Annotated in this window: 2 protein-coding genes; both read right to left on the reverse strand. The window is 72.0% G+C overall.

What is annotated here, in order from left to right; translation table 11 throughout:
• Positions 1-20: 20 nt before the first annotated feature.
• A complete protein-coding gene (locus A6A08_RS13015) occupies positions 21-890 on the reverse strand; it encodes a hypothetical protein (protein WP_073702856.1) in 870 nt (289 codons plus the stop codon).
• Positions 877-13,155: hypothetical protein (locus A6A08_RS27965; RefSeq protein ID WP_073702857.1), on the reverse strand; the 12,279-nt coding region annotated here is incomplete at its 5' end. The genes A6A08_RS27965 and A6A08_RS13015, both read right to left, overlap by 14 nt.

The raw sequence follows: 13,155 nt of genomic DNA on the forward strand, positions 1-13,155 counted from the left end.
CGCGACGGGTGCGGTGGCCCTCAGAGCCAGGGGGCGGGGTACTCCGCGCCGGTTTCGGGGTCGCGGGCCAGGCGTGTGGGGGGCCTGCGCTCTTCGCGGGTGATGTTTCCGGACTGGTCGAATTCGCGGGTGATGACGCGGTTGCCCAGGGCGTCGTGGACGATCTCACGCAGGAGCCGTCCTTGTTCGTCCCACTGGTGCCAGGGGCCGATGGGGCCGTGGGGGTGCTGGGTGATGCCCTGGATGACGAGTTTGCCGCTGGGCGCCCAGGTCAGAGTGGGGCCGTCCTCGACGCCCTCGACGAAGGTGTGCATCTGGGCCCGGCCCCGGCGGTCGCGGGTGACGGCTTCCCCGGTGTAGGGCGTGCCCTTCAGCAGAACCCGGCGGCCGAGCCCCTCCACGTCCGCGACGGTGAGGGCGCCGAGACCGACCGCGGGCAGGAAGCCCCCGTGTTCGGGGGGCCGCATGTCCGGGGCCAGCCTGATCCTCCGCCAGGGCAGGAACACCTTCTCCCCGGTGGCGGGGTCGAACCCGCCGAACTGGGCTTCGTGGCGTTCTTCGCTGACGAGGCGGCCCGAGGCGTCCCACCGCCGGGAGAGGCGGTGGTTGCCGGAGACGTCGTTGATGTACTCGAACACCAGGCGGCCCTGGGCGTCCCAGTGGTGGGAGGGGCCGACGGGCAGTCCTCCGGTGGCGAGGTTGCCCAGGGAGACGAGCTGGCCTCGGCCGTTCCAGGAGAGGTCGGGGCCGCTCGCGACGCCGTTGACGAAGGTGCGGGCCGTCACCTCGGTCTCGTCCGCCTCCACCACCTGTCCGGTGAAGCCTCTGCCGTGGAGTACGGCTGCGGTCTCCTCCAGGTGGTCGAGGTCCTCGTCGTCAGCTCTGCGCATCGGGGAATCCGTCGTTGTAGTTTCTGGACCATTCCGGGTGGCCCGGGGGGTGTGAGTTCTTTCCGGAGCGGGGCGCGCGTGCTCCCCTGGTGATCTGGGTGCAGTTCGCGCAGCACGGGCAGATCGAACCGTCGTCCTTGAGGGTGAACCAGGTGTCGAGTTGGAAATCGCTGATCTCCGCGTCGTCGCGTTCCCAGAGGAGTGTGTTGAGCGCCTTGATCTCCGCGTGTCGGGTGGGGAAGTCGTTGTGGGGGTAGGAGCTGGTTCTTTGGGTGCTTTGGCCGTTTCTGTCGGTCACCATCATGGGTTCGCCGGTGAGGGGATCGTACATGGGGTATCCCCTCTCGCTGTACATGGCGTCGATGCGCTCTTTCAGCTTGGGGTGTAGTTGGTCTTCGGGGATGACGGAGAACCTGGCTCTTCCGTTGAGTCCTTCCGCTACGGTTCCGGTGACGCGGTCCACGACGATCGCGTTCACCGCGCCGTTGACTGCCCCCAGGTCGTTCTTGGCGAGGATGACCTCGGTGAGGGGGTTCGCGTCCGGATCCGAGGGGGGCTTTACGTCGGGTCTGCGGAAGGTCCTCGAATCAACTTTGACGGGGATCTTTTCTTTGAAGATATTTTTGATCTCCGTTGCGCGCATGGTGAGCAGGTCGTTCTGGAATCCTTGTAGTGGCTTTCCGTCGACCGTGATTATTTTGCCGTTGTTGTCCTTTCCTGTGCGGTTGTCGGGGATGGTGCCGAGGATTCTTCCGTCGGTGAGGTCGCTCGGGAACCAGGGGTCTCCTTCGGGTTCGCCTTCCAGTCCGAGGATCTCGGTGGCTGGTCTGTTGTCTTTTTCCTGGGTTTCCTGGGTGTTGTCTTGGTTGGTGTTCTCGGCTCCGGCGGACACGTCCGTGTGCCGGTCCTGCCCGGTGGTGTCGGGAACGCCTTCCTGGGACGCGGAGTCGGGTTGCGGCCGTGCGGAGGAGTGACTGCCGTCCCCCTCCGGGGCGGGGCCTCCGCTGCTGCCTTCGGAGCCGTCCCTGTCCTCGGACCGGTTGCCGGACCGGTCGCTGGCTTGGTTACCGCCACCGCTGCCGGACCGGTCACCGCCACCGCCGCTGCCTCCGGACTGGTTGCCGCTGGAGCCTTCGCCGCCTCCGATGCCGTCCTCGTCGCCGTCCTCGTCGCCGTCCTTCTTCCGGCCGTTCCCGTCGGGGGCGTCCTCGGAACCGTCCCCGGTCGTGTCCTCTTCCTTCGCTGTCTGCCCGTCCTCGTCCTCGGGCTGCTTCCGGGGCGGGTCGGACTCGGTCGCCTTGGGCGCTGTCCGGGGGCTCGCGGTTTCCCGGACCCGGTCGCCGTCGACGGCCGGAGCGGGTCCGGCCGCCGTCTCCTCGCCGGAGGAGGTGCGCGTGGTGCCCTGCGCGGAGTCGCCGTCTGCGTTGTCCGCGGGGCCGTTCAGCGCCTGGTCGAAGAACGCGAACAGGTCGGAGTCCGGGTCGGAGGGTTGCTCCGGGAGCGGGTGCTCCTTCTGCTGGGGGATGTCCCCGCGGTCCTGGGGCGGGGTGTGGGAGCCCCCGTCGCCCTCGGCCCGGGAAGGCGGCCGGGGCTGCGCGCCGGAGGTCTGCTGGGGGACCGGCCGGGGCGGTTGCGCGGTCGCCTCACCCCGCGGTCGTCCGGCGGGGGCGGGGGTCACCTCGGCCGGGACGGGGGAGCGCTGTGCCTCCTGCGCGGGGCCGGTCTCCGGTCGGGGGGCGGGCTGGTCTGCGGGGGTGTGGTGCGTTTCCGTCTGGCTGGGGGCGTGCTGTTCCGTGTGGTCGCCGAGCGGGCCGGTGTCGCGCTGGGAAGGTCTGTTCCCGTCCGGCCCGGACGTGTCCGGCAGCGACCACTTGGCCCTCCAGTCCCTCCGTAGCCGGGCCTCCTCCTCCGGTGTCCGCGGCTTCGGCCAGTTGGTTCTCCAGTCCTGGAAGGCCTGGAGCAGGTTGTCCCACTCTCGTCGGTTCGAGTTCGTGGAGGGGCCGGACAGGTCGTCGGCCCGCGGTTGGCGGGGGGCGGGCTGGTCTTCGGAGTCGCGGTGCGTCTCCGGCCGGTCGGAGGAGCTCTGCCGGCCGTGGTCGCCCGTCGGGCCGGTGCCGGACGGGGACGGTTCGTCGTCTGCGGACGGTGCCGGCTGTGGCCGCTGGTTCTGACTCCCCACGGGCCGGTCCTGCTCCCGCGGCGTGCTCGGGGCCGTGGAAGGACCGGGCAGGCCGTCGGTCCACGGGGCCTGGGAGGAGAGCTGTCCTGTCTGGGCGTCGAGCCAGGCGGTGTCGTGGGGGCCGCCCAGATCCATCTCGTACCGGACCCCTTCGGGCAGGGGCGGGCCCACGGCCAGTGCCCGTTCCCCGAGCGACCGCACCAGCTGTCGGCGTTCTTCCCCGCTGAGCGATGACGCTTCCGGGTGGTGCCTGTCGAGCCAGCGGGGGCGCGGTGCCTCCTCCTGGTCGCCGCCGTCGTACAGGCTCTCCGTACCGTCCGTCGCGTGTCCGTCGTCGGGGTCGGCGGCGCGCTCCGGGGCGGGGGCGCGGTGTGTCTCCGGCTGGGCGGAGGGCTGTCGTCCTCCGTGGTCGCCGGTCGGTTCCGCGTCGGGCAGGGCCTGCCCGGCCTCGCCCGAGAAGGACGGGTCCGTCGACACCAGCCGCTGCGACCGGAGCCGCATGTCCCTGAGGTGCTCCGAGGTGATCGAGGAGGTCTCCGAGGAGGTCTCCTGGTCCGGTCGCAAGCCCGTGCCGTGGTCGTGGGCGGTCTCCGGCCGGGTGGTGGAGCCCTGCCCTCCGCGGTCGGAGAACGAGTCCCCCTCCCTCCACTGCGGCGGGGTCAGCGGACGCCCGAGGTCCAGGTCCTCGAAGAACCGGTCCCACTCCTCCGGCGTCCTCGTGGACGGACCGGACTCGGACAGGCCGCCGGTCTCCGGCTCGGGGGCGGGGCCGCTTTTGGTCCGGGGCCCGGGCGCGGGCGGTGCGTCGTTCTGCTCGGCCTCCTTCGGCCGGAGGTTGAGGTCCGAACCGAACTGGTCGAGGAGGCCGGGTCCGGTGCTGCGCCGCCCGGTGCCCTGCTCGGGCCGCTGGTCGCCCTGCTCGGGCTGTCGGTCGCCCCGCTCGGGTCGCCGGTCGTTCCGCTCGGGCAGCTCGATGGCCTCGGGATCGGCGGCGGGGTCCTGGGTGTTCCCCTGCGGCGGGGGCGGCGGCTCCTCCTGGATGGTGTCGAGGGAGGGTGCGCTCTGCGTGCGCGGGCGGGGGAGGGAGGTGGGGGCGGCCAGCCCGTCGCGCAGCTCCCTGAGCGCCCTCTCCCAGTTGCGCTCCGCCGTGTTGAACTTCTCCAGCCGGTCCCGGTAGACGGCCTCCAGGTCGTCGTAGCGCCGCCGGACCCGCGGGTCGTCGGGGGAGGCGATCCGGTCGGCCGCCGCCCCGTCCAGCGGCAGGCGGGCGTCGAGGTAGGCCTTCTCGGCGTCGCCGAGCGCCTTCTGGGCAGCGCTGAACCGCTCGGTCAGGGGGGCGATCCGGGTGGTGTTGTCGGGGGTGAGGACGCCCAGCTTCACCGCGTCGCCGTGGGAGAGCCAGACGGTCACCTTGGCGGAGGTCTCACCCCGCTGCCACCGGGCGGGGCGGGAGGGCTCGGGGGCGGGGGCGCTCCGGTCGCCGAACACGCCGCGCACCTTGGCCGCGGTGTACCTGCCCGCGGCCGCGGTCTTGTCCCCGACGTAGCGCGCCGAGCGCTTGTACCAGGGACCGCGCAGCTCGGATCTGGCGCCGACGGCCCAGGTGGTGTCGATCTCCACCAGGTAGGCGGGCCCGGTGCGGACGCGGTCGGAGTGGGGAGGCTCCTTCGGCTTGCTCCCCCGCGCGGTGTCGCCCCCGGACGTGGACGACCCCGTGGTGTTGGCCGAACCGTAGAGGGTGGCCGTCGTCGGCGGCCCCGTCCCGGTGCGTCCCGAGGGACGCGCGTCGAACCCCATGGTCGTCGTGGACGAGTCGTTGTGGAAGGGGGAGAAGGTCCTGCCCGACTCCGAGGAGTCGGTCAGGCGCGCGCTCGGGTTGTAGTCGATGACGCGCGCCGTCTCCGGCCGGGGCACGGCGCGCACCCCCCACGTGGTCCGGCCCATCTCGATCAGCTCGGTGCCCCCCTCGGTGTTGGCCTCGGGGAAGAGGGCCTTGAGGGCGATCCCGTTGAGGGACTGGTCGATGGCGTTGTTCCGGGAGTTCAGCCCCAGCTTGTCCGCCGCGTACCCGGCCGCCTGCCTGACGGACTCCGGGGTGTAGCGCCCGTCGCGGACGGAGTCGTCGGGCGGAGTCCAGCCCAGCGACTTGGCCACGACGACGTGCGCGAGGTCGCGGACGCCCCTGCCGTTGTTCTCGACGGCCGTGGGCAGGACCACGGCGTCCCTGAAGTCGCCCCGGGAGTCGGGATCCCTGGTCCGCGACCAGTTGCGCATCATGTCGGCCAGCGAGGCGTGGTGGTCGTTGGAGGGGTTCTCCGGCGAGGTCCGGTTCCCCGTCCGGCGCCCGTCGCCGGTCGGCCCGGCGGTGTCGTTCCCGCCGGTGGTGCCCCCTTCCCCCGGAAGGTCGAGGTAGGAGGTCGGGTAGAGCGCCTCCACCCGGCCCGAGTCGCCCGTACCGGTGAAGTCGCGCCGCCCGCCCGAGCCCGGCGTCTCCCGCGTCAGGGAGTTGGCGAACCCCTGCTTGTCGGATATGTGCAGGTCGATCGTCAGCCGCGTGTCCGAGGACACCCGCGCGTAAGGCGTCTCCATGGTCAGCTGGACGGAGCGCTTGTCCGTGTTCCGGGCGATTCCGCCGTTGCCGTGCGCGTTCGCCGCGGAGGCGTCGCCGTACAGGCCCATCAGGTAGGGGCGGCTCGACGGGCTGGCGCCCCCGGGCTGGTCGCCCCCCGACTGGGGCAGCGGTGTCGGGAGAGAGCCCTGTGCTCCCGCCGACGCGGAGCCCTCCTCGCCCTGCTGGAGCCTGTCCCCGTTCTCCCAGCCCTGCCGCTGCCGGTACTCCGTCTTGCCGCCCAGGTACTTGACCTCCGTGTCGCCCCTGTCGAGCCGCAGGTTCACGGTGGCGTCCAGGGAGAGCGGCGCGGTCGTCGGGGCGTTGAGGTCGCCGATCGAGTGGTCGATGGGGCGGACCTTCACCGGTACCGGCGTTCCGGTGTTGGGGTTGAGCCCCGTGTGGGAGTTGAGGGTGTGCAGGATGGTCTCCCGGCTGTCCCTGGTCAGCTCCCATCCCTGCGAGGCCAGGTCGTCGGCGAGGCTCTGGAGGGCCTCGCCGGGGTCGGCCGGCCGGATCATCCTGCCGGAGTCCTCGAAGCCCGGGCGCGGCCGCACGGACGCGGGCCGGTCGGGCTCGGGCTGGGGGACGCGGACCGGCCCGCTCTCGGTCTCCTCGACCCGGTCCTCGACCAGGCCCGCCTGGTGGGCGTCGCGGATGTGGACCAGCCCGGTGACCAGGTCGCGGACGTCGGCCTGCCAGCCCCGGTAGCGCGCGGCGCGGGGGATCGTCGGCCCGATGCTCCAGTTCTTGACGAACTCCATCGCCTGGGTCACGCGCCCCGAGGCGGAGAACGCGTACGACATCGGGATCTTGGGGTGGAACTCGACCGTCTCGGAGAACTTCGAGGTGGGTTTGGTGTTGGTGTAGCGGTCGAACAGGCTCTTTCCCGCGGAGGGGCCGAGCTGGATCAGGGGAGCGCTCGCGGAGTTGGGCGCGGGGGCGGTGCCGTCGGCGGGCTGCCCGGCCGGCTGGACGGGGTTGGTGTTGAACCGGCCCCCGCCGGTGGCCAGGACGGACAGGTCGGTCCTCTCCCCCGTCCTGGTGAACACCTCCAGGGTGTTCCTGTCCTTCCAGACGATCGCGCCGTCGGACTGCTCGAAGCGGTCGACCGAGTCGATGTCGAACCGGGTGGCCGTCGTCGCGCGGACGTGGTGCGGGGAGAGCAGGCCTCCGCTCATCTCCGTACGCGTGCGGGCGCCGCCGGAGGACTGCAGCGCCGGGTTCCCCGCGAGGTTCTCCGGGGAGAGGGCGTTGGCGTAGAACTGCCTGCTGCCCTGGCCCCGGACCAGGAAGTGCCGCAGCTTGCGCTCGAACCCGAACCTTCCGGGGGTGCGCTGGACGCCGTCGCCCCTCTCCCACGGCGGAACGGAGGAGAAGTTCTCGTAGGAGGCGTCGAGCAGGCTGCCCACCCGGTTGCCGTCGCCGGTGGTGAACCGGGTGTTGACGTGCTCGACGGTGGGTCCCAGGTCGCGGATCAGCTCGGCCCGGCGCTGCTGGGGGGTGCGGATGTCGGGGACGTTGCCGTGGTCGCTTCGCGGCTGCCCCCGGTCCTGTCCGGTGGTGTCCGTGTTCGTGTCCGGAGCCGGGGCGGTCTCCGTGTCCTGCTGGTCGGTGGTGTTGTCGTCGGTGCCCGTGGTCTCCGTCGTCGGCGGGGTCGGGACGTCACCGGTCCGGGTGCCGGTGTTCTGCTGCCCCGTGTTGTTCCCCGCGCTGTCCTGCTGTCCGGTGCCGGGGGTGCCGGTGTCCCGCTGCCCGGTGCCGTTCCCCGTGGTGTTCGCCGGCTGCGGGGCGGGGTTGACGGGCGGTGCGCCGTCGCCCCGCCGTCCGCCCGGAGGCTGCTGGTCCCCTCCACCGCCGAACCACCTCCTGACCGTCCCGGTCACGTCGCGCCGCTTGCGCACGCTGCCCGGGTCCGGTGCCGTGTGGCCGTCGATCATCTCCTTGGCCTGCTCGACGGGTATCGGCCGGATCCGCGTGGCCCGCGGGGCGGTGTCGCCCCGGCCGCCGCGCTCTCCGCCCGTGACGGCCTTGGCCGTGTCCATCGTGGCCAGCGCTTCGACCGGCGCGTCGAGCAGGTCGTGCCCGCGGTCGGCCAGCGGCCTGTCACCGCCTAGGACCATGCCGAGGTCGTCGTTCTCGTAGAGCTTCGCGGAGAACCGAGCCGTGGAGTTCCAGACGCTGGAGTCCTCCGCGTACTGGACGACCTCCTCGCTCTGGGTCTTGACGCCCAGGCCCCGGCCGTCCCCCTTGGTCCTGTTCAGCTGGACGGAGACCGAGAACACGCCTCCGTCGCTCGGGTTCTCGGCCGCGTCGATGGTGTCGGTCCGGCGGATGTAGGCGCCGGTGGTGAGCCGGGCCGTCTTGCGCCTCTGCGAGCCGTCTCCGGTGGTGCGCTCGGACGCGCCCGCGTACTCGCCTCCGGTGCCCCTCTTGGTCTCTCCCGCGTGCCTGAGGGCGGAGAAGTCCGCGGTGACGCGGACCGCCACGAACGGGGGGCGCAGCATGTCCTTGCCCGGCTTGAACAGCGCGCTGGGGTCGAACCTCCCCGTGTCGATGAGGTGGATGGGCTGGCCGTGCAGCGTCAGGTCGTCCGTGCCGCTCTTGAACGCGGAGGCGGAGATCGCGTCCATGACCCGGTGGGTGTTGAAGACGGCGGCGTCGTGGTCGCGCCGGAAGGGGCGGTGCTCGCGCGTGGAACCGGTGAAGGGGCCCGTGGTCTCGTGGCCGGGCCGCCGCGCGAAGTTCTTCGGGTCGCGCGCCAGCTCGGGCAGGACCAGGCCCGGCCGCTTGGCGGCCAGGCCGGCCAGCACCTCGTGGGCGATCTGCTGGTAGATGCTGCGCTGCTGCCCGTCGACCTCGCGGTACTGGTTGCCGTCGGGCCAGGTGAAGTCGCGGGGCACGGCTCCGTGGAAGGTGACCGGCCGCTCCTCGGCCAGGTTCGGACGAGGGGGCCGCGGGACCTCGGACCGCTCGTCCTGGGAGCGCTGCTCCCCGTCCTGCCCGTCCCCCTGCCGCTGGTCCTGTTCCCCGCTCCGGGTGCCCCCGTTTTCCTGGTTCCCGTCCTGCCCGTTGCCGGGCTGTTCCCCTGCGGGCTGTTCAGCCGCGGGTCGTTCGCTCCCGTCCTGTTCGCCCGCGGGCCGCTGGTCCCCGGACCGCTGGTCGCCGTTGGTGTCGGGAGCGGCCTCGGGGGTGTCCACCGCCGGAGGCGCCGGCGCCGTGCCGTCCCCTTCCGTCCGGACGGGGGCGGGGGGCGCGGGCACCTTGTCCGAGGGCTCGTCCCCGTTCAGGATGCGGGCCTCCTGGACGGTGAGGATCTCGACGGTGTCGCCCTGGAAGCGGTACACGGTGGGCTCGCCGTCGAAGTGCACGTAGTAGTTGCGCTGGACGTCGTAGGCGGACGACGGGGTCTTGCCGTAGTTGATGCGGTTGGCCGATCCCGACGACGACCGTGAGCCCTCCTCGGTCGCCCGGCCCCGCACACCGCCCTCCAGCGCTATCGCGTCGACGCGGACCTTGCGGGAGCCGCCCGGTACCCCGGCGTCGACGCTCACGCCCCCGCCCAGGCTCCCGCCGAGGACGTCGTGGTGGCGGAGCGTGGTCCCGCTCTCGCGTTCGGACTTGTTGCCCTTGATGTACTTCGCGGGCTGGATGGTGTGGGGCTTGGCGTCGTAGGAGGTGGGCACCGACTGGACGCTCACCAGGCGGGGTGTGCCCGAGGGATCGGTGACGGTGAAGACCGCCGGCCCCGAGGTCATCTTCGGCAGGTTGTTGCGGACGGACCTCTCCGAGAGAACCTCCCCGACCTGGTCGCGGAAGGCGTCCAGCCTCTGCTGCCTGCGCTTCTCGACGAACGCGGGCGTCATCTTGTCCACCACGGGCTGCCACCACCCGCGGTCCTGCTCGGGGGACCAGAGGTGGTCGGCGACCCAGTCGGAGAGGGGCTTGTCGGAGGATCCGTCGCTCAGGCGGATGTCGCCCACCCACACGGGGTGCCCCTTGTCCGCGTGGGGGCCCGCGGGCCTGGCGTCGTCGTCCCGGCCGCGCTGGTGGTCCTCGGTCGCGAAGGGGTCGCGCAGGCGGATCGACTCCGGACCGGCGTTGGCCACGACCTTGCCCGGAAGGACCAGGAGCACCCCGTTGGGGGACTCGGCCCGGGCGTTCACGCCCCGGTTCGCCGGAGCGTCGCCGGGGGCGGGTCCGTCCGCGGGTGCGTTGTCGCGGGCCGGTCCGTTCCCCGGGGCGGGAACGGGGGTCAGGTCGAAGGACATGCTCAGGTCGGCGGCGTAGACCTCGGGCTTGCCCTTGATCTCGTAGCTGGTGTAGCCGTCGTGGATGCTGGCCGTCGTCTCACCGGTCTGGCGCTGGCGCGTTCCGCCCGAGAAGCTGATGGTGAAACGGGGGCCGATGTCGCTTCCGCCCACCGTGCCGAGGAGCAGGGGGGAGACCTGGAAGCCCAGCCCGACGAGCTTGTTGCCGCCGTGGCTGCCGCCGCCCTCGGCCGGGTTGGACTCCCCGGCCTCGTCCACCAGCTTCAGCTCGGTGGAGGCCGATCCCTGTTCCGGCTGTGTGGGCGCGTGGCGGAAGCCCTCGCGGGAGGGGTTGAGCCGCAGGTCCGCCCGCCATGTGGAGCCGTCCGCCCCGGTGACCGTGGTGGAGAACCCCTCCGGCCGGAAGAACGCGCTCATCTGCCTGCGCGCCTGCGCGTCGATCTGCTCCCTGACGGCGTCTCGCGCCGCGGCGTCGACGCGTCCGGCGTTACCGGAGAGGGTGTCGTCCACGAACGAACGCAGGTGCTCGGCGTGGATCATGCTGGAGTTCACCAGGCTGGACGTCAGCAGGTAGCCGATGTCGTAGGGGGCGCCCGTCCGGTCCGGCGTCACGGAGCCCGGGTAGTTCCCGTCCGGGGCCTCCTCCTGTTGTTGCTGCTGTTGCGTATCACCGTCGCTGTTGTCGGTGGTGCTGTCGGCGGTGGTGTTGTCGTTGGTGTTCTGCGGCGGCAGGGGTGGCGGGGGCGCCTGTTGCGTGTCCGCGTCGCTGTTGTCGGTTGTGGTGGTGTTTTCGGTGTTGTTCTGCGGAGGCAGGGGCGGCGGTGGGGGCATGTGTTGCGGGGGTGGCGGGGGTGCCTGCTGCGTGCCCGTGCCCGTGCCCGTGCCGGTGTCACCGGTGTCGGCCGACGGTACCGGCGACTCCGGTACCGCGCTGTCGGTGTCGGTCGGAACGGGTGCGGCGGGCGGTGGGAGCGGCGGCGTCTCCTGGTCCCGCGAGAGGTCGTCCGCGCCCGGGGCGGGGCGCTTCTCGGAGGTGCCGCTGTTCGTGCCGCGGGTGTCGGAGCTGTTCTGGTGCGGTCGCCCGCTTCCCTCCCTCTCCGGTGTCGGAGCGGGGGCCGGGTTCTGGGTGCCTCCGGTCGAGGCCACCGGTGCCGGGGCGGGGAGGGGGTTCTGCTGTCCGGGTGTCCATACGGATCCAGGGGGCGGAGGGGCGTAGGCCGGCTCGGGGCCCGGGTCCTCCTGTTGCTCCTGTTCCGGGTTTTCCCGGTCGGGCGGGGTGGTGTCCTTCGGTTGCTGCTGGGGTGAGGGCTGGTGCTCCGGGGAGTCCTGTTGTTCGGTGCCGTGCGGTGGGAGCGGTGCGGGCGTCTCCTGGTCCGTGCCGTTCACCGCCGTGTTCTGGGCGGTCTGCTCCGTGTCGACCTGCTCCGTGTCGGCCGTGTGACCGTTCCGGTCGTCGCCTCCCTGCTGCGAACGGTCGGCGTCGTCCGGGGTCACGTGGGTCTGCGCGCTCTCGGTGGACGGGGGCCGCTCCACGGTCGGCGCATCACCGTTGCCGGAACCCAGGGGCTGCTCCTGGGGGTTGTCGGTACCGGCCGGGGTGGAGGGGGCGGACCGGTCCTCCTGCTCCTGCCCGTTCCCGGGGGAGGCGGGCGCGGTCCCCGGCTGAGCGGTTCCCGGCTGAGCGGGCCCCGTCTGCGCGGTCGGTGGCGCGGTGGTCTCCGTGCCCGGAGGAGGTGTTCCCTGGGCCGGGGGAAACCGTCCCGCCTCGGGGTTCGCGGGAACGATCTCGTTGAGGAAGTAGACCGTCAGCGGGTCGTTCGTCAGGCCGGGCGGGACCGGGCCCGGAAGGAAGGGGTTGGATCCGAAACCGTGCGGAGAGGACTTCGGGTCCGGGGAACCGTACGGGGCGAACGGGTCCTTGTCGGCTCCGGGGGTCTTGAGGGGGTCGGAGAACGGGGTACGCGTGTCCTCGTCGTCGTGCACGCGTACGGTGTCGTCCGAGGGCCAGCCGAGGTCGTCGGGATCGCCGAATTCGGAGCCGCTGTCGCTCTCGGTGTCGCTGACCAGGTCGGGAACGTCGTCGATGTCGGAGTGGTCGTCACGGTCACCGGCGTCGTCCGAGACGAAGACGGGGGCGCCGTCGCGCCCGGAGCCTCGGTCCTGCCGGTCTGCCCCGCTCCGGTCCTGCCCGTCGGATCCGCCCTGGTCCTGCCGGTCGAAGCCGCCTTCGGGAAAGCCGTTCCCGTTCCCATCACCGGGAACTCCGGACCCCCTCTCGGTGGAGGAATCGCTCTCGGTTCGGGGTGGTGGGGGTGGGGTGGTGTTGGGTTTGTCCTTGTTCTGGAAGAGGTCGGTGGTGGCCAGGGTGGTGTCGGTGGCGCCTTGTTGGATGCCTGCTTGGCTGGCGCCTGCGGTGGCGGACCAGATGGAGGCTTCCCAGCCGCGTCCGTCGGCGAGGCTGCCCAGGCCTTCGCCGAGGTAGCCCTCGGTGGCTCCGCTGCCGATGCTGCCGCCGGTTTGTTGGGCGTAGGCGCTGGTGGTGGAGAAGTAGTCGGCGAGGGGTTTTTGGAGGGTGGCGGGGACGTTGGCGAGGTGGTCGCGCGTGTGCGGGGGCAGGCGGTCGCCGATGGTGTCGCGTAGGTGTTGTCCGAGGTCGGGGCGTCCCCAGTGGGTGGCCAGGGTGTTGGCGTAGTCGCGTCCGAGGTCGCGTGCTGCGGTTTGGCCGAGGTGGTCGCCGAAGTGGCGGGCGAAGAGGTCGGCGAAGTCGTTGCGTGCGTTGGTGGCTTTGGTGGTGTTGTCGAAGGCGCCCGCGCCGGTGGGGCTGGCGGGGTTGTAGGGGGTGAGGAGTTCGTCGTTGTGGCGTCCGAAGAGGGAGGCCAGGTCCTTGTTCAGGGACGGGGTCGGCGGGTGGGGGGAGGGTTCGTTCTTGGGTACGGGCGTGCCCGGGTCCCGGTCGGGGTTTCCTGCCGGTGGTGTGTCGTCGGGCTTGCCGTCCGGCGGGGGCGTGTCGGTGCCGTGGTCGGGCCCGCTTCCCGGGGGTGGTGTGTCGGTGTCGGGTCTGCTGCTCGGCGGAGGGGTCTCCCTGACCGGTGGTGGGGGTCCGTCGGGTCCGCCTCCGGGCGGGGGGCCGTTCGGGGTGTCGCGGAGGGGTGGGCCGTCGGGGCCGGGGGGAGGAGTGCGGGTCAGGGGTGGTGGGTCGGGGAGGTG

This window comes from Nocardiopsis sp. TSRI0078 (assembly GCF_001905145.1).
Classification (GTDB): domain Bacteria; phylum Actinomycetota; class Actinomycetes; order Streptosporangiales; family Streptosporangiaceae; genus Nocardiopsis.

Excerpts from the sequence above, each read along its gene's own strand:
- A6A08_RS13015 (WP_073702856.1), bottom strand. The coding sequence starts at position 890 with ATGCGCAGAGCTGACGACGAGGACCTCGACCACCTGGAGGAGACCGCA.